The sequence below is a fragment of the Hyalangium ruber genome, from assembly GCF_034259325.1.
Classification (GTDB): domain Bacteria; phylum Myxococcota; class Myxococcia; order Myxococcales; family Myxococcaceae; genus Hyalangium_A; species Hyalangium_A rubrum.
This window is the reverse complement of sequence record NZ_JAXIVS010000012.1, coordinates 237,496-258,112: the sequence shown is the minus strand read 5'-3', so window position 1 is coordinate 258,112 and position 20,617 is coordinate 237,496. Positions and strand designations below refer to the sequence as shown.

General features: G+C 69.8%; 17 protein-coding genes. 11 read left to right on the top strand and 6 right to left on the bottom strand.

The features are described 5' to 3' along the window. Positions 1-25 precede the first annotated feature (25 nt). The 3 genes from SYV04_RS30935 to SYV04_RS30925 are packed head-to-tail and all read left to right on the top strand — an operon-like array spanning position 26 to position 3,225. Positions 26-1,336: a monooxygenase gene (locus SYV04_RS30935; protein ID WP_321549562.1), complete on the top strand. Its 1,311-nt coding sequence runs from the start codon at positions 26-28 to the stop codon at positions 1,334-1,336. Positions 1,337-1,346: 10 nt separating this feature from the next. Then, positions 1,347-2,099: an AraC family transcriptional regulator gene (locus tag SYV04_RS30930; RefSeq protein WP_321549561.1), complete on the top strand. Its 753-nt coding sequence runs from the start codon at positions 1,347-1,349 to the stop codon at positions 2,097-2,099. A gap of 58 nt (positions 2,100-2,157) precedes the next feature. After that, a complete protein-coding gene (locus SYV04_RS30925; RefSeq protein WP_321549560.1) occupies positions 2,158-3,225 on the top strand; it encodes a C45 family peptidase in 1,068 nt (355 codons plus the stop codon). A gap of 27 nt (positions 3,226-3,252) precedes the next feature. Here SYV04_RS30925 and SYV04_RS30920 read toward each other — a convergent pair whose 3' ends face one another. Together SYV04_RS30920 and SYV04_RS30915 are read right to left on the bottom strand one after the other, a co-directional pair. Beyond that, a complete protein-coding gene (locus SYV04_RS30920) occupies positions 3,253-3,987 on the bottom strand; it encodes a hypothetical protein (protein WP_321549559.1) in 735 nt (244 codons plus the stop codon). A 98-nt stretch (positions 3,988-4,085) separates the two neighbouring features. After that, on the bottom strand, positions 4,086-4,730 hold the full coding sequence (locus SYV04_RS30915) for a hypothetical protein (protein WP_321549558.1): 645 nt from the start codon (positions 4,728-4,730) through the stop codon (positions 4,086-4,088). A gap of 38 nt (positions 4,731-4,768) precedes the next feature. On the opposite strand from SYV04_RS30915, the gene SYV04_RS30910 reads away from it, so the two are divergent. From SYV04_RS30910 to SYV04_RS30890, 5 genes are all read left to right on the top strand, one after another. Then, positions 4,769-7,639 carry an aldo/keto reductase gene (locus SYV04_RS30910; RefSeq protein ID WP_321549557.1) on the top strand — a complete coding sequence of 957 codons (2,871 nt, stop codon included), beginning with the start codon at positions 4,769-4,771 and terminating at the stop codon, positions 7,637-7,639. A 226-nt stretch (positions 7,640-7,865) separates the two neighbouring features. Then, positions 7,866-9,284 carry a reverse transcriptase family protein gene (locus tag SYV04_RS30905; protein ID WP_321549556.1) on the top strand — a complete coding sequence of 473 codons (1,419 nt, stop codon included), beginning with the start codon at positions 7,866-7,868 and terminating at the stop codon, positions 9,282-9,284. After that, the gene (locus SYV04_RS30900) at positions 9,281-10,240 is read left to right on the top strand and encodes a TIGR02996 domain-containing protein (protein WP_321549555.1); all 960 of its coding nucleotides are present in this window, start codon (positions 9,281-9,283) and stop codon (positions 10,238-10,240) included. The genes SYV04_RS30905 and SYV04_RS30900 overlap by 4 nt, the downstream gene beginning before the upstream one ends. Before the next feature lie 318 nt (positions 10,241-10,558). After that, positions 10,559-11,734 (top strand): hypothetical protein, encoded by a 1,176-nt coding sequence (locus SYV04_RS30895; protein WP_321549554.1) that lies wholly within the window; start codon positions 10,559-10,561, stop codon positions 11,732-11,734. A 77-nt stretch (positions 11,735-11,811) separates the two neighbouring features. After that, complete coding sequence (locus tag SYV04_RS30890; RefSeq protein ID WP_321549553.1) at positions 11,812-12,444, top strand: MBL fold metallo-hydrolase; 633 nt, start codon at positions 11,812-11,814, stop codon at positions 12,442-12,444. 6 nt (positions 12,445-12,450) lie between these two features. Here SYV04_RS30890 and SYV04_RS30885 read toward each other — a convergent pair whose 3' ends face one another. Beyond that, positions 12,451-13,605, bottom strand: coding sequence for a hypothetical protein (locus tag SYV04_RS30885; RefSeq protein ID WP_321549552.1), 1,155 nt, complete (start codon positions 13,603-13,605; stop codon positions 12,451-12,453). On the opposite strand from SYV04_RS30885, the gene SYV04_RS30880 reads away from it, so the two are divergent. Further along, complete coding sequence (locus tag SYV04_RS30880; RefSeq protein ID WP_321549551.1) at positions 13,604-14,680, top strand: hypothetical protein; 1,077 nt, start codon at positions 13,604-13,606, stop codon at positions 14,678-14,680. The genes SYV04_RS30885 and SYV04_RS30880 overlap by 2 nt on opposite strands. Positions 14,681-14,684: 4 nt before the next feature. Here SYV04_RS30880 and glgC read toward each other — a convergent pair whose 3' ends face one another. Together glgC and SYV04_RS30870 are read right to left on the bottom strand one after the other, a co-directional pair. Beyond that, positions 14,685-15,929: a glucose-1-phosphate adenylyltransferase gene (gene glgC / locus SYV04_RS30875; protein ID WP_321549550.1), complete on the bottom strand. Its 1,245-nt coding sequence runs from the start codon at positions 15,927-15,929 to the stop codon at positions 14,685-14,687. A gap of 76 nt (positions 15,930-16,005) precedes the next feature. Then, a complete protein-coding gene (locus SYV04_RS30870) occupies positions 16,006-16,410 on the bottom strand; it encodes a response regulator (RefSeq protein ID WP_321549549.1) in 405 nt (134 codons plus the stop codon). Between the two features lie 133 nt (positions 16,411-16,543). Here SYV04_RS30870 and SYV04_RS30865 point away from each other — a divergent pair, with 133 nt between their 5' ends. Then, positions 16,544-17,230: a fimbrial protein gene (locus SYV04_RS30865; RefSeq protein ID WP_321549548.1), complete on the top strand. Its 687-nt coding sequence runs from the start codon at positions 16,544-16,546 to the stop codon at positions 17,228-17,230. Between the two features lie 57 nt (positions 17,231-17,287). On the opposite strand, the gene SYV04_RS30860 is transcribed toward SYV04_RS30865, so the two are convergent. Then, the gene (locus SYV04_RS30860) at positions 17,288-20,131 is read right to left on the bottom strand and encodes an Ig-like domain-containing protein (RefSeq protein ID WP_321549547.1); all 2,844 of its coding nucleotides are present in this window, start codon (positions 20,129-20,131) and stop codon (positions 17,288-17,290) included. Positions 20,132-20,419: 288 nt separating this feature from the next. On the opposite strand from SYV04_RS30860, the gene SYV04_RS30855 reads away from it, so the two are divergent. Next, entirely contained in the window at positions 20,420-20,605 is a 186-nt protein-coding gene (locus SYV04_RS30855) for a microviridin/marinostatin family tricyclic proteinase inhibitor (protein WP_321549546.1), read from the top strand. The last annotated feature ends 12 nt before the right edge of the window (positions 20,606-20,617 follow it).

Sequence of the window (20,617 nt, the reverse complement as noted above, 5' to 3'; positions counted from 1 at the left end):
GGTCTCCTCTTCACCGAGGTGCGACATGCGACGACTTCTCCTGGGGGTGGGCGCGTGCCTGCTCGTGGCCGCCTCGAGTGGGTGCAGTGAGCCCACGGAGCCTGCTCCCGAGCCCGTGCAGCCCGCCACCTACCACCGCGACATCGCTCCCCTGGTTCAGGAGAAGTGCGGCGGCTGCCATGTCCAGGACGGCATCGCGCCGTTCTCGCTGCAGAGCTACGCGGAGGTCTTCCCGATGCGCCGCGCCGTCGAGGCGGCGGTGAAGTCGCGCAGCATGCCGCCGTGGATGGCGGCGGAGGGCTGCACGGACTATCTCCATGATCGCTCCCTGTCGGACGAGCAGATCGCGCTGATCTCACGCTGGGTGGAGGAGGGCGGCGCGGAGGGTGACCCCGCGGATGCGCCTCCTGCCCTCACGGGGCCGGGGCAGAGCGGGCTGGCGCGCGTGGACCTGGAGCTGGCGATGCCCGTGGAGTACACGCCGACGCAGAGCCCGGACGAGTACCGCTGCTTCATCCTCGACTGGCCCGAGCAAGAGGTGCGCTACGTCAGCGGGTTCAAGGGCAACCCGGGGCGGGATGCGATCGTCCACCACGTCATCGCCTTCCTGGCCAAGCCCTCTCAAGTCGCCACCTTCCAGGCGCTGGACGACGCGGAGCCGGGGCCCGGCTACACCTGCTTCGGAGGCCCCGGAGGGAACGCACGCAACGCCACCTGGCTGGGCTCCTGGGTGCCGGGCAACAACGGGACGAACTACCCGGCGGGCACGGGCATCCGCGTGGAGCCGGGCTCCAAGGTCGTCCTGCAGATCCACTACAACCTGAGCAGCGCGGTGTCGGCCGTGGACCGGACCACCATCGCCATGAGCCTGGAGTCCTCGGTGCAGAAGGTCGCCATCATGCAGCCGTGGGCCAACCCGCTCTGGCTGGATCCGCGAGGGGGCGGCATGCCCATCCCCGCGGGGCAGAGCGACGTGCGGCACCGCTTCTCGTTCGACATGTCGCCCGTGCTGTCGAACGTGACGGGCGGCGTCTTCCGAAACAGCGAGCCCTTCACCGTGCATGGCGCCGCGATGCACATGCACACCCTGGGGAGCTGGGGGCGGCTGGAGATCGAGCGGAAGGCGGGCGCCGCCGAGTGCATGCTCGACATCCCCCGCTGGGACTTCCACTGGCAGGGCAACTACGCGTTCACCCAGCCCAAGGTGGTCAATCCGGGAGATCGCATGGCCCTGGAGTGCCACTGGGACAACAGCCAGCTCGGAGCCAAGGACGTGAACTGGGGCGAGGGCACGGAAGACGAGATGTGCCTCGGGGTGTTCTACATGACGCAATAGGTCCCGCCCCATGCCAGCGACGACGACACCCGGGGCCGCGGTGGAGTGGATGGCTCCTCCCTCGGCCCTGTCCGACCGGATCGACTTCCTCCTCTGGCAGCCACGGGGCACGGCGGAGGCGCGGGAGCATGCCGTGGCGCCGGACGCCAATGTGGATCTGCTCCTGGAGCTGTCGGACTCGAGCTGTCGTGCCTGGCTCCATGGGCCGGTGACGCGGCTGACGCACTTCCGCACTCGCGCGGAGTGTGGCTACTGCGTCGTGCATTTCCACCCCGGAGCGGTGCCGGCACTGGTGGACGCCAGCGCCGCGGAGCTGGTGGATGCCTCCGTGGAAGTGCGGCGCGTGGGGCGCCTGTCCGTCGATGAGCTGGGAGAGCGGCTGAGCCAGGCGGGCTCGGGGGCGCGGCGCCAGGAGCTCCTCGGGGAGGCGCTGGGGAGCATGCGGTGGCCGCTGCTCGACACCTTCGATCGGGCATGGCGGCACATGGTGGCGCGCGGGGAGATGCCGACCGTGGCCGAGCTGGCGGGCGTGCTGCACCTCAGCCCGCGCACCCTCGAGCGAGCCTTCCAGGAGCGGTTGGGACTCTCGCCGAGGATGTTCAAGCGCATCTTCCGACTGCAACGCGCGCTCGAGGCGCTGCGCTCGGAGCCCGTGCGCTCGCTGGCCGAGGTGGCCCTGGCGAGCGGGTATGCCGACCACGCGCACCTGACCCGGGAGTTCCGCTCCCTCGTGGGGCAGACGCCGAGCCAGCTCCGAGGGTGAGCCTCGCGCGTCGCATCCGTTCAAGCGCTGGGTGGGAGCCCTCGATACGCTTTGGGGCATGACGACGCGCAAACTTCAGGTCGTGGAGTGCCAGGGGACGCCCCGGCAGATTGGACAGCAGTGGGGGGAGGGGTGCCGGGCAAGCTTCCGGACCTCTGTGGACTTCCTCTTCCAGGGGCTTGCCTCCGGACCCTTCCAGGCCTCGCGCGAGGACGTGCTGCGCACGGCGATGAAGCTCGAGGGGAACGTGCGCGCCTTCGATCCGGACGCGCTGGAGCTCATCCGAGGACAGGCGGAGGGCGCGGGCATCGCGTACGAGGAGGCGTTCGCGCTCCAGTCCATGCTCGAGGTGTCCGTCAACTACCTGCAGATCGGCGGCATGTGTACGTCCTTCGCGGTCTCGGGCAAGGCCACCTCGGATGGGCAGGCCCTCGTGGGCCAGAACGTGGACTGGCATCCGGACGCCACCGTCGATCTGATCCGCGTGCGATACCCGGATGGCCGGACGCTGCTGTCGCTCTGCCTGTCCTGCTCGCCGTACTACCACCTGAGCAGCGAGGGGCTGGCGAGCTGCGCCAACCTGACCCTCGTGGCACCCCAGCCGTGCCGCTCGATCGTTCCGCTCGGGGTCTACCTTCCCCGCGCCCTGCGCCAGCCGGGATTGCACGCCGCGCTGGAGCTGCTGGCCGGGGTGGCCCGAGGCTTTGGCGCGTACCTGCTGGGGGATTCGCACGGCCGGGTTCTCGGCTTCGAGAGCACCTATGACGACGAGGCCGTCCTCGAACCGGAGCGGGATGTCCTCGTCCACGCCAACCACTACCAGGCCGAGCGGCTGCGGGCGCTCGATCTCACCCACCAGTTCGTCCCGTGTACCCACGGGCGTGCCACGCGGATGCGAGCGCTGATCGACGCCGAGCACGGGCGGCTGACTCCCGAGCGGCTGATGGGGTTCCTCGCCGACCATGGCAACCCCGAGGGTCGCCTGTGCCGCCATGACGAGCCCGCGGCTCCGGGGGCGATGCCCATGGCCACGAAGGCCGCGGTGGTGATGGCGCCCGCCCGAAAGACGATGTGGGTGGCGGCCGGGCCCGCCTGCCGGGAGTCCTTCGCGGAATACCGGCTGTGAGCCGAGGGAGCCAGAGGGCCTCCCGGTTCAGCACATGGGCGCGAACACCGGCCAGATGAGCAGCAGGCCGTTCTCGTCGCTGATAGGCACCCAGCCGATCGGAGCCAGCGGGTCATCCAGGGAGATGAGCTCGCCGAGCTGCAGGAAGTTCCCGTGCGTGCTCAGGATGCGCGGCTCGTACACCACCTCGCCGTTCCGGCGCGCGGGCTGGAGCGGGGAGAGGGGATGGGCGCGCGACTCAGGCCTCGGCGCCCCGAACAGGCGCGTCTTCCCTTCCGGCGACAGGAAGAAGAGCTCGACGCCCATCCAGGCCCACTCCTTCGAGTCGAACGAGCGGAACTCCACCCGGGGGTCCTCTCCGAACTCCTCGCCCAGGTGGACCCAGGCGCGCTCGTTCGTGCGGACGTCGATGACGACATGGAGGTAGTCGCCGCGCTTCTCGAGCACGGGGAACTTCCGGAGCGACTGGAGGTCATAGTCCCAGCCGCTGACCGGACCGAGCTCCTTGAGCGCGCTCTCGCCATCGGGCTCGAAGCCCTCGCCCTTGGCGACGAAGAGGGGCACGTCTCCGGTGGGCTGCTGATCCGGACCGGTCATCGAGGAGATGAAGGCGATGCCGATGATATTGCGGAGGGACTCGTCGGAGATCTCCTCGCGGGATTGGTAGAACGTCTCGTTGGGGGCATCCGCTCGGGCCGAGGAGGCCGTGAGCAGGACGAGGGCGAACAGGCAGGAGAGGAAGGGGATGCGAAAGTGGCTCATGCCCCCCGCTCATTGCAGCCCGCGGACCAACCCCGAGCGGCCGTGTAACCCTCCGGGAACACTGGGACTTCACACGGGCCTGTGGCCCGCTGGCCACATCAGGAGGTGCGGATCATCAGCGCGCCCAGCACGGACTGGGAGACGGCGTGGGCGTCCGGCAGCAGCTCGTCCGGCATCCAGTAGTGGAGCGCTCGGCCGTTCGCCTCGACCTTCGAGCGGGTGAAGCCCATGCCTCGGGCTTCGGCGCGCTCGGGCGCCTGGGGCAGGCAGCCCTTGCACAGGCACGGCAGCGGCGACTCGGGATCGTGGGCCGTGAGGTTGGTGGGGCCGGGCGGGACGAACGCCTCTCCACCCGAGGGGAGGAGCAGGGCGATGTCCTCGGCCGCCAGCGCGCGCGGCGTCTGGAGCGACATGCCCAGGGCTCCCTTCGCCGCGGTGATGCCCTTGCCTGACTCGAAGCGGAGGCGGGGAATGAGGGCGGTGATGTCGGTGATGGGGACGCGGTTGGGGCGGGAGCGCCACTCCTCGTCCTTGAACGTCAGCCCTTCGAGCACGGCCACCAGCCAGAGCGCCTCCGCTGGGGGACGCACGGTGACGAGGAAGAGCCGCCCTCCGGACTTCAGCGGCTCGAGGTGGCGGCTGGCGCTGCGGTAGCGGTCGAGCGTCAGGACGTCTCCTGGCTTGCTGCCGGGCGCCTCCTTCTCGAACACGGCCTTGCTGATGATGGCCAGCATGTCGGGCATGTCCGCGATTCTATCAGGGAGCGTAGAGTTTGCGGCGCATGACTCCCTGGGACCCGGCCACCGTGCGGCTGTTCGATGAAGCCGTCGAGGTGCGGCGTGACGCCGTGGACGCCGTCGACATGTCCGCGCTCCCGGGCCGCTATGCGCTGCGTCAGGCGTTGCTCGCGGACGAGGATGCCGAGGTCCGCGCCTCCGCCGCGCGTCGGTTGGGAGAGGCTAGGGACCGACGCTTCACCTCTGCCCTGATCGAGGCCTTGGGGGATCCGATGCCCTCGGTCCGGGATCGCGCCTGGCGCGCGCTGGCCCGATTGGGCGCACGGGAGCTGGTGCCCCATACGGACCAGGCCAGCCGGGAAGAGCCGGTGTGGTGGGTGCGGCGTGCCGCGGTCCGGGCCGCGGCCTCGGTGGCGGGCAGTGGGGCGCTGGAGCTGCTCCTGCGAACGCTGGAGGACCCGTTCTGGCGGGTGCGGAACGCGGCGGTGCAGGCGCTGGTGTGGCTGGGGGAAGGAGACGCCGAAGTGCGGCAGCGGGTGCGCGCGGCGGGTGCGGGGCAGGCGCCGGGGGCGGTCCGGGCGGCTGCGGCGTATCTGGAAGGCGTGTGGGGGACGGACGCTCCATCGCCCGGGAGCGTCGCCCTGCCGGAGCCCACGCAACCTCCTATAGAGGATGGGCTGGAGGATGAGGATCCCGCCGTGGTGACCGCGAGGCTGGAGCGGATGCCGGCCTCGGAGATTCCTCCAGTCAAGCTGGTGGAGTGGCTGGGCAACCCGCACGAGGCGCTCCGGAGTCTGGCGCGTCGCCGCCTGCTCGAGCGGAGGGACCCGGAGGCCATCCGGCTCGCGATGCGCTGGCTGGATGAGCCGCGCGTCCCCCATGCCGCGGCGGAGGTCAGCTCCCTGCTCGGTCGGATGGACCTGGAGGAACTGCCCCTCGCGGCTCGCATCCTGGGAGAGCCTCCGAGACCCGGCGCGGTGGCCTGGGCGTCGTGGGTCGCCGTGCGCCGGGATCAGGGCGAGTTGCTGGAGCGCGTGCGTGCGCTGGCCCGGCACGAAGAGCCCGCCGTGCGCCGTGCCGCGCTCTCGGGCCTCGTTCATGAGCCCGCGAGCCGGGAGCAGGTGCTTGCCGCCCTCGGGGATCCGGACGCTTCGGTGCGAGAAGAGGTGCTCGCCGCCTGGGAGCGTCGCCCGCCGGCCCCCTCCGCCATCATGGCGTTTGCCCGTGCCCTGGTGGCCTTCGCGCCTCGCGCCCGCTCCGTCCGCGAGCGCCGGGCGGTGGTCGAGGCCGCGGGGGTTGTCGGGGACGAAGCCTTGCTCGTACGGGCCTCGGCGGATGAAGAGGTGTCGGTCCGCGCGGTGGCCTTGTCGGAGCGGGCGGTGCGAGGCAGCCTGTCGCCTGAGGAGCGACTTGAGGCGCTCGCGCACGAGGATCCCTGGATCCGCACTGCGGTGCTGGATGTGCCCTCCGCGCGCAACGCGTGCGAGAGCGATCCGGATCCGTCCGTGCGCCGTGCGGCCCTCGAGCTGCTGGTCTCCCAGAGCGCGAGGCTCTCCGAGGAAGAGACCCGAGGTGTCGCGCTCGCTGTCTCCCGTTCCCCGGATCCTTGGATGCGAGCCCGCGCGGCGGAGCTGCTCCGCGCGGAGGGGACGCGAGAAGAGCTGGAGGCGTTGCTGCGCCTTTCGATGGACTCGGCTCCCATGGTCCGAGCCGCCACCGCCACGGTCCTGGAGGCGTGTGACACGCTCGACGCGCTCCTGACCGAGCTGCTGCGCGGGGACGCGAGGGTAGGGGACGCCGATGTCCGGGCCTCCGCCTACACCTGGCTGCTGCGCGGCGCGGACGCCGAGGCCTTCGAGCACCTGTGCGCCGCGCTACGAGGCTCCACCGAGCCGGAGCGCGTGGTGGCACACCTGGAGGCGATGACGCTGGTCTTCCCGGATGACGTCATCGCCACCGCCCCCGACATCGAGCGTCGCCGTCCGGTGCGGACCCGAAAGGAGCAAGGGGCCTCGAAGCGAGCACCGCCCCAGGCTCCGATGCGGCCCTCCTGGCGCCCGCTGGGAAACACGGGGCTGAGCCTCTCGCCGCTCGTGCTCTCGGGCGCCAATGGCCTCTCACCCGCCTCGCTCACCGAGGCCCACGAGGCCGGCGTGAACGCGTTCTTCTGGGAGCCCGACTACGCCCCACTCACGCGCTTCCTGCGCTCGAGCCGCAGCCGCAGGCCGGGGATGGTGCTCGTGGGCGGCACGTACCACTCGGGGCCCGAGGCGATCCGGCGGGACGTGGAGTCGGCGCTGCGCCAACTGCGCACCGACTGGCTGGATGTCTTCCTGCTCTACTGGGTGCGCTCACCCCACCGGTTGAACCCGGAGGACTTCGAGGCGCTCGAGCGGCTGCGCGCCGAAGGAAAGCTGCGCGCCTTTGGCTTCTCCACCCACCTGCGCGACGTGGCGCGGGAGGCGCTGCGAGAGCGCCCCTGGCCCGTGGTGATGACCCGCCACAGCGCGGCGCACCCGGGCGCCGAAGCGGCCCTCTTCCCCGAGGCGCTCGCGCGAGGCACGGGCGTGCTGACCTTCACCGCCACCTGCTACGGCCGGCTGCTCCAGCCTACGCCGGGGATGCCCGCGGACTCGGCGCTCCCCAGCGCGGTGGACTGCTACCGCTACTCCCTCTCGCAGCCGGGAGTCAGCGCCTGCCTCAGCGCGCCCCGCAGCCACCGCGAGCTCATGCAAAACCTGGAGGTGCTCGCCCGGCCGTGGATGGTGCCGGAGGCGCTGGAGGCGATGCGAGCCCACGGAGCGCGGGTCCGCGCGCGCAACCAGCGGTTCAACACGCTCATCCGCCAAGCCCCGGGTGGCACCCGGGACACGCTGCTGGCACTCCTGGAGGAGGACGAGCCGCCCCCGACCTAGCCGAGTCTTCCCACCGTGGCGGGAATGTGCTGGAGTTGACAGTGCTCCTGGGGTCGCGTGCAGCCAGCCTTTCGTCCGCGATGTCACGTCGCGGCTGCCAACGATACCCATTGAAGAACGACGCAGGACGAGTTCCGCCTTGCGGGCTTCCCCGAACTCGTCTGCTTCTGCCGTGCAGGTGGCGGTGGCCCCAGGAGCGCCGTTTCTTCCGCGGGAGCGCATGGGAATGAACCTCGTTGGCCTCCTCCTCGAATTGAAGCCCCTGATGGCGGACCCCGAGGCCAACTTCGAGCGCATCACCGAGCTGCTCGAGCGCCACCAGGGGCTGGCCGAGTACGAGGTAGCCCGCTTCTACGTGAGCCGCCAGTGGCTGGCCCCCGTGGGGCGCATGCTGCGCAGCGTGGATCCGCGCGAGCGGCTCCGAGGGGTGAAGCAGGTGCCGCTGCTCTTCGCGCGCGCGAACGCGGCGGGGCAGCTTCGGCGCCTGGTGAAGGACCCGAACGAGCGGGTGTCGCGGGCCGCGCGGGCGGCGGTGCACAAGCTGGGGCTCGCGGATGTCTCCCCGCCGGATCGCCGCTTCCGCCCGCCGCGCACTCCCCGCCCCATGGCGCTGGGCGGGTGGAACCCGACGGGCTGGAACTTCGGTATTCCCCAGGCGCGGTGGGGCTCGCGTGCCAAGCGCTCGCCGCCCACCACGGGCAAGCTGCCCGCGCTTCGCACGCGCCAGGATGTGGCGGAGCTGGTCGGCGTGAAGGAGTCGGAGCTGGACGCGCTGATGCGCCCGGGCACGGAGGCGGGCTCGGGGTACGTGGAGTTCGAGGTCCCCAAGCGCACGGGCGGCGTGCGCCGCATCTCGGCCCCGCGCGCGCGGCTCAAGGAGGTACAGCGCGCGCTGCTGGACAAGGTGCTCGCGCACATGCCCCCGCACGAGGCGGCGCATGGCTTCGTGCAGGGGCGCTCCACGGTGAGCAACGCCGAGCCCCACACGGGCGCCACCGTGGTGGTGCGGGTGGACCTGGAGGACTTCTTCCCCACGGTCCACTTCCGGCGCGTGAAGGGCCTGTTCCAGGCGCACGGCTACGGAGACGAGGTGGCCAGCACGCTCGCCGGGCTCACCACGCACCGTCCGAAGCTGCCCGATGGCACGGTGGTGTGGCCGGGCGCGCTGCCGCAAGGGGCGCCGACCTCTCCGGCCCTCGCCAACTTGGTGTGCCGCCGGATGGACGCGCGGCTCACGGCGCTGGCGAAGAAGCTGGGGGCCTCCTACACGCGCTACGCGGATGACCTGTCCTTCTCATTCAAGACGCCGCCAGAGCGGATGGGGCGCTTCCTCTGGTGGGTGAACGCCATCCTCCAGCAGGAGGGCTTCACCGAGAACGCGCCGAAGCGGCGGGTGATGCGCAGGGGCCTGCGCCAGCGGGTGACGGGCCTGACGGTGAACCAGCAGGTCTCCATCCCTCGCTCGGAGCGCCGCCGGTTCAAGGCCATCCTCGCCAACTGCCGCAAGCACGGGGTGGCCTCGCAGGCGCGGGGCCGCAAGGACTTCGCGGGCTGGCTGCGGGGCTACGCGGCCTACGTGCGCATGGTTCACCCGGAGCTGGGCGCGCGCTGGCAGCGCGAGGTGAAGGAGTTGCTCGGAGGATGAGGCCCGAACCTGAGCTGCTGTCGAAGATCGCCGCCCACCCGGAGGACCCGGCGCCGCGCCTGGCCGGTGCGGAGTGGTTCGAGAAGCACGGCGAGGGGTCGCGCGCCGAGCTCATCCGCGCTCAGCTCGCGCTACGGACCCGGGTGGATCCCGCGAAGCGAAACGCGCTGAAGGCGCGGGTGGAAGCGCTGCTGAAGCAGCACCTGAAGCCCTGGGAGGCCGAGTTCCCGGAGGCGCGCTACAGCCGAGGCTTCATCGAGGAGCTGGAGTTCACCGAGGCGCGGCTCGCGGAGCAAGGCGAGGAGCTGCTGACGCGCGAGCCGGTGTTCCGGCTGCACGTCCAGGTTCAGGACGGCAAGGGGCTGGAGAAGGTGGCGGCGCAGCCCTGGTTCGAGCGCATTCGCTGGCTGAAGCTGACGGGGAAAGGGGATGCGGGGGTTCGGTCGCTGGCGGTGGCGCCCCATGTCGGGAAGCTCGAATCGCTGCTCGTGCCCGGCGCGACGTCCAAGGGGCTCGCCGCGCTGGCGAAGAGCGAGGGCCTCCAGAGGTTGCGCATGCTCAGCCTCACGGGCAGCGACGCGCTCGATGGCGAGAGCCTCGCGCCGCTGGTGCAGGGAGCGTTCACGCTGGAGCGCTTGTTCCTGACGGGCCTGCAGTTCGAGGAGGGCCTTGGCGACTGGGTGGAGGCGGAGAGGCTTCAGTCGCTGAAGTGGCTGGCCCTGAACCGCGCGGGCCTGACGGACGACGACGCCAAGGCGCTGGCGAACAGCGAGCCCTTGCAGAACCTGGAGCGTCTGGAGCTGGCGCGCAACGAACTCTCCGAGGCAGGGGGGCTCGTCTTCCGCTCGGCCAAGGTGATGCCCCGGCTGACGCACCTGGATCTGAGCGGCATCTACTACGACGCGCGGAAGTTCGAGCCGCTGCGCAAGCGGCTCGGTCCTGGCCTCAAGCTCTGAGCGTTGATCCCTTCGTCGAGGGCTTCCCGAACCGGGCCACACTCCCCATCATCCTAAGAGGGGAGTGCGCTCGGCGTTCCGCCCGCCGGAACGAGAGGGGGATCGAGCAAGCGTTCGCATCGAGGGCCGCTGGCTCCCGTGGGAAAGGAGCGGGTGATGGCAGCTCGGACTTCTTCAACTCGGAACCCCCGCAGGCCTTCCTCGACGCGCCGCCCCAGGGGGAGCAGGCGAGGAGCGTCAACGCGCGCCGAGGGGCGACAGGCCGGAACGGCGCGGCTCACCGGGCCCGAGGCTTCGAGCCTGGGACAGGAGCGGCTCGTGGTGGTGCGGGGCACGCTGCCGCGCCTCTGGCCCGTGCCGAGCCAGGAGGAGATCGCCTCCATCGTGCGGATGACCGATCCGGTCCTCCGCAATCTGCACATCACCCAGACCTACCACGTCCTGACGATCGCGATGACGGACCTGCTGGGAGAGGAGAACGTCTCCTGGTGCGCCTACGCCACCTGGGCCTCGAAGACGGCCGGCTTCTTCATCCGCAAGGAGGTGGTGCCGGGGCTCATCCGCGACCTGCTGGAGCGCGCGGACGCCATGACGCGGAGCATGGCGGGAGGACTGCCGGAAGACTTCCTGGGCACGTGGGCCGCGCCCTTCGGGCTCCAGGCCCTGCTCACCCGAGCCCTCCAGCAGATCGCGGACGAGATCGCCCGACAGCTCTCTCGCGGCAACCTGCTCGTCTTCGAGGAGCTCGCGCCGCTCTACGCGGCGATGCTGGAGCACTTCTCGGGCGGTGAGCGCTACGACCAGGGCACGCTCGATCGCTTCCTGTCACGACTCTCGCGGGGGCCGGTGTCCCGGGAGGGGCAGGATCTGTTGATTCGCGCCTTCACCCACTACTACGAGGCGATGTTCGAGCAGGATCCCAAGGCTCGGGCGGAGCGCATCTTCCTGGCCAACGCGCTGGTGGGCTACCACGAGCAGACGCGCCTCCAGGGGCCGCTCATCGGCGCGCTGCATGCGCCGCTGCGGCAGGTGTTCCTCGATGAGGTGGTGGAGTTCCTGGGGGTGTCCTCCACACGCCGGGCGAACCCGCTGCAGGAGATGTCGCTGCGGGGCACCTTCGGGCCGCTGGCGGCCCGGCTGGAGCGGCTGTGGCGGGAGCTGTCCACGCGGGCGCTCATGCGGATGGAGCTGCCCGATGGGGTGCTGCGGCTCGGAGAGGACATCCCGGCGCTGAACGCCGAGCGGGACTTCCCGCCCTCGCTGGCGCGGGTGGAGCACCCGGAGCTGGTCTCGCTCATGGGGACGCTGGATCGAACCCCGAATGACACGGCCGGGAGCGCGGCGCGGGACTGGGGCGAGCTGGGGGACCGGATGAACCTCATCGTGGACCTGTTCCGGACGCGCCAGCAGGATCGGGTGCTCTATGATCAGCCCTTCACGTTCATGCAGGTAGACGCGTTGCGCCAGGGGCGGGTGCCGCACGGCCACCTCTGAAAGTCACCGCTCGGGCTCGACGGGGAGGCTAGGGTGAAGGTGTCGCGCACCCTGCTCGTACTCCTGGAGAACTCACCATGAAGCGCCTTCACCGCCGGGACCTCTACTGCTGGTCGACCTTCAACGAGAGGCTCGACATCGACTTCAACAGCTTCGCGTGGATTCACGAGCGCGGGAACGTCGTCGTGGATCCGCTCCCGCTCTCGGAGCATGACCGCAAGCACCTGCGAGACCTGGGCGGCGCGGCGTGGATCGTCCTGACCAACTCCAGCCACGTGCGCGCGGCCAAGGAACTCGCCGCCGAGTTCGGCGGTCGCATCGCGGGGCCCGCGGCGGAGCGGGAAGGCTTCCCCATCCCCTGCGACCGGTGGCTGAAGGAGGGCGATGACATCCACCCCGGGCTGCGGGTGATGGAGCTTGAGGGCTCGAAGACGCCGGGCGAGCTGGCCCTGATGCTGGAGGACACGACGCTGATCGCCGGCGATCTGCTGCGGTCCCACCGCGCCGGAGAGTTGATGCTGCTGCGGCCGGAGCAGGGCTTGAAGGACCCGGCCCGCGCGACGGCGTCGCTCCAGCGCCTGCTCGCCTATGCGCGGCTGGACGCCCTGTTGTTGGGAGACGGCTGGTGCGTCTTCCGCGACGGCAGACGGCTCCTGGAGGAGTTCATCCAGTCCCTGACCTCGCCGGTCGCCGCGAGCGGGACCGCCTGAGCGAAGCTACTCATCGATCAGCCGCGCCCAGAACGAGACGAGCTCCCATACGTCTCCGAACTGGGCGCTTCGATCGACCTCGGCATGAGTGATGAGGGGCGTCGCCAGCAAGTGTACCTTTGTATGCGGGCGCAGGGCCTGGGCGAGCAGTGAAGCCTCCATGGCGGGGATGACCGTGTCATCCGCGCCGTGCAGCAGGTAGACGGGCGAGGCCGGAGGCGGCGAACGCTCGGGGGAGACCGAGGGATCCGCGGCGAAGGCCTGGACGTGGGGCAACAACCGCGCCCCGAGCGCCGTCACTTCGCGCGTGTTGACGTACCCCATCAACGTGGCGGCCGGCTCCGGGAGCTGGCGCTGGAGCCTCCTTGCCTCCTCGAAGGTCTCCTCGGCCCGACGGGCGTCGGTCAGGGTGAGGTGGGAGGCCCGAAGGAAGGTGCGGATGGCGGCGCGCAGCGGCTCGACCTGCTCCGGTGGAACGAGCCGGTCGGCCACGTTGAGCAGGATGACCACCACCCCATAGTCATGGGGCTTTAGGGATTGGCCGTCCGGCAGCACCCCGGTACAGAGGAAGGAGAGCACACGGGAGAGGTCTCCATGTCCTCCCAGTGAGAGCGTGGCCGCCACCTTCTCCTTCAACGCGGGCCGCCCCGCGGCGACCACGGAGAGCCCGCCCGAGAAGCTGATGCCTAACAGGCTCACCTTGCCATCGGGCGCCAGCTCCCGCTGCTCCGAGAGCCAGCGGGCCGCGTCCTCGATCATGTCGGGGAGCCGAGGCGTGATCTCGTAGCGGAGCAGATCGGTCGGCTCGGGGGTGAGGACCACCTGGCCACCGGCGGCGAGGTCCCGGGCCAGCTTCACCAGCCGTGGCTCATCGATGCCATCCGCATGGACGCCGGAGGTCAGCACCACGGGATGATCCCGGGGCTCCCGGGGACGATAGAGGCGGGCGCGCAGGGGCCCGTACCGCGAGGGGACCTGCAGCTCGGACACCTCGAACGGTCCTGTTTGCCAGTGGGCGAGCGAGCCGAACCACTGCTCCTGCATGCCCGCGGCGCGGATGACCAGGGCGAGCCCACGCAGCAGGTCCGGCACCACGAAGAGGGCCAGCAGCAGCCCGGCTCCCAGCACCACCGCGAGTGAGATCCGGACTTTGCGCCGCATGCGCCGGTTCTACGACGGAACCCGGCGGGGTGGGGCCGGCAAGCGACAGCTCCTGGCCCTTCTGGCTACAGTGGCGGTGATGAGCACGGCCCTCGAAGTAGTGCTGGACGTAGGAGACATCACCCAGGCGCGCGCGGACGTGGCGCTCTTCAAGTACGCCCAGAGCTTCTACGGTGCGTCGTCTGTCGTCGCGCGCAAGCTGGATCAGGTGGGCATCCCCGGATCCCAGCTCGAGGCGCCGGTCGGGGACCTCCGCTTCGTGGAGACCCGGGGAGCACTCATGGCGCCCCTGGCCCTCTTCCTGGGCACCGTGCGCCTGGGGCAGTTCGGCTACCACGAGATCCGCCAGTTCGCGGTCCGCGCGCTCAAGGCGCTGGAGTCCCGCTCCGGCGTGCGCCACGTGGTCACCACGGTCCACGGCCCCAACTACGGCCTGGACGAGGACGAGGCGGTGCTGGCGCTCGTGGGCGGGCTGGTGGAGGCCTTCCAGCGGGGCAGCGGGCCCGAGGGGCTGGAGCGGCTCACCGTGGTGGAGCTCCAGCCCAAGCGCGCGCAGCGGCTGCGCAAGGCGCTGGAGCGCGGGTTGGGAGGAACCCCCGGCGTGCAGGCGCTACCAGGAGGCGGAGGCTTCCGCGTGCAGCGCATGACGGCGTTCGTCCAGGCCCCTCCGCTGGCCACGGCCGGCACGGTGTCCATGGACAAGCCGCACGCCTTCGTGGCGATGCCCTTCGCGCCCGAGCTGGAGGACACCTACCACTACGGAATCCTCGGCCCGGTGAAAGCGGCGGGGCTCTTGTGCGAGCGCGTGGATCAAGCGGTGTTCGACGGCCCCATCATCCAGCGCATCCGGGAGCGCATCGACACGGCGAAGGTGGTCATCGCCGACCTGTCCATGGCCAACCCGAACGTGTACCTGGAGGTCGGCTACGCCTGGGGCAAAGGGCGGCCCACGGTGCTCATGGTGCGCGACGTGAAGGAGCTGCGCTTCGACGTCGCCTCCTACCGCTGCATCGTCTACCGGAGCATCCGCGAGCTGGAGACGCTGCTGACTCGCGAGCTGGAGCGGCTGGGCTGAGCCCTCAAGCGAACTTGTAGCCCTTGGGCACGACGACGATGCCGTTCTCGGTGAGGGTGAAGCCGCGCGCCTTGTCCTGTTCCAGATCGTGGCCGATGCGCGTGTTGGCCGGCACCCGCACGCCCTTGTCGATGATGGCGTTCTTGATCTGCGCGTGGCGGCCGATGTCCACCTCATCGAAGATGACCGAGCGGAACACCTCCGAGTAGGAGTTCACGCGCACCCAGCGGAACAGGATGCTCTCGCGCACCACGCCGCCGGAGACGATGCAGCCGCCGGCTACCAGCGAGTTGAGCGAGCGGCCGATCCGGTCTCCCGACTCGTGGACGAACTTCGCCGGCGGGCTGTACTCGTTCGCCGTGCGCAGCGGCCACTTCGGGTTGTACAGGTCGAACTCCGGGTTGACCGAGACCAGGTCCATCGAGGCCTCGTGGTACGCCTGCAGCGTCCCCACGTCCCGCCAGTACGTGTTGGGCGCGTCCCGCCCGGGGATGGGGTTGCGCGTGAAGTCGTACGTCTGGATGTGGTAGCCGTCCTTGAGCGCCTTCGGGAGGATGTTCTTGCCGAAGTCGTGCTGCGAGCCCTCCTCGCGCGCGTCCATCTCCAGCAGGTCCTGCAGCACCTGGCGCTTGAAGATGTAGTTGCCCATGCTGGCCAGCGCCATCTCCGGGCGGTCCGGCATGGGCGTGGGGTTCTGGGGCTTCTCCTGGAACTCGGTGACGCGGCCGCGCGCGTCCACCTGCATGATGCCGAAGCGGTTGCCCTCGGCCAGCGGCACCGGGTAGGCGGCGATGGTGATGTCGGCCCGCTGCGACTCGTGCATCTCCGCCATGTGCGCCACGTTCATCTTGTAGATGTGGTCGCCGGAGAAGATGGCCACCGTGTCCGCCGCGTGGTTCTCCACCAGGTGGAGGTTCTGGTAGATGGCGTCGGCCGTGCCGCGGTACCAGACGGGGCCCAGCTCCTCGAAGCGGTACATCTGCGCCGGCACCAGCGTGATGAAGTAGTCCGACAGGAAGCTGCCGAAGCGCCAGCCGCGCTGGATGTGCTCGGTGAGCGACTGGGCCTTGAACTGCGTCAACACGTAGATGGAGTAGATGCCCGAGTTGATGAAGTTGTTGAGCGCGAAGTCGATGATGCGGAACTTCGAGCCGAAGGGCACCGCGGGCTTGGAGCGCCTCGAGGTCAACGGGGCCAGTCGGGTCCCCTGACCACCGGCCAGGATCATTCCGAGGATGCGGCTCGCCATACTGGGCCTTTCATGGCCGCGGGGAGTACCCCGAGGCGGTTCTGGCCCGAGAGGATTGACGAGATATCGCCGCGCATCAACTTTGGACGTGCGGACTCGTGGCCTCCACGCCGAGGAACGGTGCAAGCACCTTCGTCAGTTCCTTGTGACGGAAGGGCTTGGTGAGCAGCGGTTGTGTCATCTGGTCCACGAATCGCTGCGCTGACGGAGTGCAGGCCCCTCCGCTCATGAAGATGACACGGCGAGTCAGCTCGGGGGCGACCTGGCCGAGGGCCTCGAGGAACTGCATCCCCGACATCTCCACCATCATCAAGTCACAGAGGATGGCGTCGTAGCGTGCCCCTTGTCGCAGATGGCTCAGGGCCTCGCGAGGGCTCGGGTAGTAGGTGACGCCGTGGCTCTCTTCCAGGAGCATCTCGAGCGTCTTTCCGAACAGCCGATCGTCATCGACGATGAGCACCTGGTTCACGTTGCTGGTCATGGAATAACCCCCCGGGCGGGATCAAGGCCCGAGCCCCGGTTCCAAGGCAAGTCCTGGGTCACGCGGGTGTGGCTTGGTGGATATCTCGGGGTGTACGGTCCGCGCCCGCCAGGTATCCACGAGGGGTTGGTTCATGAAAGTGAAGTGTCCGAAGTGCGGCCGTATGCTGGACGTCGCCGGGTTGCAGCCCGGCTCTGTGCTCACCTGCGAGTGCGGCAACGCGGTGGCGGTGCCCAAGCCGGGCACGAGCAAGCGGGCGCTCTTCGTATGGGTCGGCGCGGGGCTCGCGCTGCTGAGCTGCACCTGCTTCGGCATTCTCGGCGCGATCGCCATCCCCAACTTCATGCGGTTCCAGTCCCGGGCGAAGCAGTCGGAGTGCGTCATCAACCTGAAGACCCTCCACATGGCCCAGGCGACCCGGCCCGACTCGGACTACGATCCCGTGCTCTCCAAGTCGCAGTTCCTCCCCGAGCGGGGCAACCGCTACGCCTACTTCGCGGGCTCGGGGCCGATGGAGGACCGCAGTGGCCCTCAGGCCACCGGCACCGAGGAGGCGCACGCCATCGGCGTGGACACCTTCACGCACAAGGACCAGACGCCGGTCACCTTCAATCAGCTCCCGCCGGACGTGGCCCGCATCGCGGGAATCTCTGGCGAGTGCCCCGATAATTGCAGCATCGCCATCGTGTGCGCGGGCAACATCGACAGGGACTCCACGCTGGACGTGTGGAGCATCTCCACCGCGGAGCGCCAGGCCTCGGACGGGACGACCATCGCGCCCGGCGAGCCCTTCCAGCACGTCAACGATCTCGAGGACTGAACGACGAGAGGCGCCGAGGGGAAGAAGCTCCCCCCGGCGCCCGATGAGCCGACTACCTCAGTTCTGGATGGTGATGCTCACGCCCTCGGACACGGTGATGTTGCCCGCCGTGTCGATGGCCCTGGCGGTGACGGCGTAGGTGCCGTTGGCCAGGTTCAGCGAGTTGAAGTTCACCGAGTAGGGAGCCTTCGAGTCGTAGGTGATGTACTTGGTGCCCACGTAGAAGGTGACCCGGTCCACGGCGCGGTTGTCCGCGGCGTTGGCGGTGAGCGTGACGGTGCCGCTCACCACGGCGCCCGAGCTTGGCGAGGTGACGCTGACGCTGGGCGCGGTGATGTCATTGTCGACCGTCACCGACACCTGCGCCTGGCTGGCGTTGCCCAGCGAGTCGAAGGCCTTCGCCTTGAGGGTGTGGCTGCCGTTGGCGGCGCTCTTCGTGTCCCAGGCCAGGCTGTACGGGGCGCTGTCGTCCGAGGCGAGCAGCACGTCCCCGTCGTAGAACTCCACGCGGGAGACGCCGTGGGGATCGTTCGCCAGGGCCTCCAGGTTCACGATGCCCTCCAGCACGGCGCCCTCGGCGGGCGCGCTCAGCGACACGCCGGGCGCGGTGTTGTCCACCACCACGGAGATGCCGGACGAGGTGGTCGTCTGACCCGCGCTGTCGATGGCCCGGGCGGTAATGACGTGCGTCCCGTCCGCCACGTTGGCCGAGTTCCAGTTCAGCTCGTACGGCGCCTTGGGATCGTACCCGAGGTACTTGGTGCCCGCGTAGAAGAGGACACGCGCGATGCCCTGGTCATCGCTGGCGCTGGCCGAGATCGCCACCGTGCCGCCCACGACCGCATCCGGGCCGGGACCGGTGAGCGCCACCTGGGGAGGAGCGTCCACGGCGCCCACGGCGAAGATCAGATCGTCGTTGTCGGTGTAGCTGCCCGTGCCGCAGCTCGCGGCGGAGCCCTGGTAGCGGAAGATGCCGCGGATGGCCTGCAGGTTGCCCTCGGGCAGCGTGAAGCTGCTGGTGAGGACATGGCTGCCCGCCTGGGTCGGGGCGATCGTGGCCAGGTGCGTCCACACCGGGTTGCTGGCGTCGGGCGCGTGGTAGAGGTCCAGCGAGTCGGAGGTGAAGCCCGACCAGGCCCACACGGTTGCCGCGATGTTCACTTCCTTGCCGGGGGCGAGCGGGCCGCCGTCCACGGTGGAGATGCGCAGCCGGTCCAGCGACTCGTCACCGTGGTAGGAGCCGGAGTTGCCGTCCGCGCAGCTGGAGGCGATGGTGTTCGGCGCGTTGCTCTCCGGGCCGAGGTTGCCACGGCCCATGATGAGCGCGCCGGTGTCGCAGGCGGCGCCCGAGGTGGCGCAGATCGGCGCGAGCCACGTCGGATCGTAGCTGGCGAAGCCGGGGTTCTGCACCGAGACGGTGACGGCGGCGCTGCTGCCGGCGTTGTAGGAGGTGTCGAACGCCTTGGCCACCAGCGTGGCGGGGCCGTTGGCTCCCTGCGTCGTGTCCCAGGAGAACTCATAGGGCGCGGAGGAGTCGCTGCCCTGGAGCTGACCGTTGACCCAGAACTCCACCCGACCGACGGCCACGTCGTCCGAGGCGTTGGCCTTCAGGAGCACGGTGCCCTGCACGTTGGCGCCCGCGCCAGGAGCGGTGAGCTGCGCCTGGGGCGCGGTGACGTCTCCGCCCGGCTGGATGAAGCCCGAGAAGAGCAGCCGGTTGGGCGAGCCGGGGCCCGGGTTGATCACCCGCCCGGCGGAGGCGAAGCCCGTCAGCGCCGCGCCGACGGTGTCGGGCGAGGCGGAGGGGTTGCCCTGCAGGTAGAGCGCGGCCACGCCCGCCACGTGCGGCGCGGCCATGGAGGTGCCGCTGATGGTGTTCGTGGCGCTGTCACCGGTGTACCAGGCCGAGGTGATGTCGACGCCCGGCGCGTAGATGTCCACGCAGGTGCCGTAGTTGGACCAGGAGGCCTGGATGTCGTTGATGTCCGTGGCGCCCACGGTGATGGCCTCGGCGGTGCGCGCCGGAGAGCGGGTGCAGGCGTCCGTGGTCTCGTTGCCCGCGGCCAGGGCGTAGGTGACGCCCGCGGCGATGGAGTTGCGCACGGCCTGATCCAGCGCGTCCGAGCCTCCGCCACCCAGGCTCATGTTGGCGACGGCGGGAGCGACATGGTTGGCGGTGACCCAGTCCACGCCGCCGATGACGCCCGCCCAGGTGCCCGAGCCACCGCAGTCGAGCACGCGGACCGGGTGCAGGGTGACGCCCTTGGCGACGCCGTAGCTGCTGCCGCCGATGGTGCCGGCGACGTGCGTGCCGTGGCCATTGCAGTCCTCCGCCGAGCCACCCGGGGTGACGGAGTCGAAGCCGGCCCCCATGCGACCCTGGAACTCGGAGTGGCTCTGGCGGATGCCCGTGTCGATGACGTAGGCATGCACGCCCACGCCCGTCATGCCGTAGCTGTAGAGGTTGTTGAGGGGCAGGTCCGCCTGGTCGATGCGGTCCAGGCCCCAGGTGGGGTTGGCCTGATCGGCGGCCAGACGCACCACGGCGTCCTGCTCGACGAAGGCGACGCGAGGATCCATCCGCAGGGCTTCGACCCGCCGCTCATCCATCTCGGCGACGAAGCCGCTGAGCGCGTGGGTGTACGTGCGGGATACCTGCGCGCCGTACTGCTGGGCGAGGCTCGAGGCCATCTGCCGCACGTCCTGCGCCTGGAGCCGCTCGGAAGGGGAGGGCTGCTTGAGCACGACGATGAAGCGGTTGGGGATGAGCTGCTTGCCGGGGATGGCCGGCTTCAAATCGCTCTGAGCGCGAGCCATGGGCTCGGCGGTGGGCTGCTGAGAGGACTCACTGCCGCAGCCGGCCAGCATCAAGCTCGCCAGCGCACCTGTCAGTACCTTCAAATGGGGGCTTCTCACATTTTCACCTTTCAATGGAGAACTGCTCTGTCGGTGAAGGCGGCTTAATCGCTGCCCTCAGGGACAACGCGGTTCTACGGAATGGGTCTGACATTCCGGTCGAGCCCACATCCGCGCCCTTTCACGAGGCGAGCAGGAGATCGGGCCACCGGATGAACGGGCCATCACATCCCGGAATGCGCGCAGTCGATCCCTGTCGAGGAGGCGTTCTCGAATTGGGAACCGCGCTCCTCTTTTCAGCCGCTGGATGGAGAGGCGGCAGGAGGCAGGGACATGAAGAAGAACGCAACGGACAAGGCACAGAAGGGACGCAAGCCGTTCTTCGCGCGCTTGCTGGAGGCGCAGGAACTGGAGCAGGCCGCCGGAGGCATCGGCGTGACCCGGAAGGCTCCCTCGGACCAGGACGAGGTTTTCACCCTGAAGTACCCCTCGGACAGCGACGAGGACATCTGCAAGTGACGGAAGTCGAGG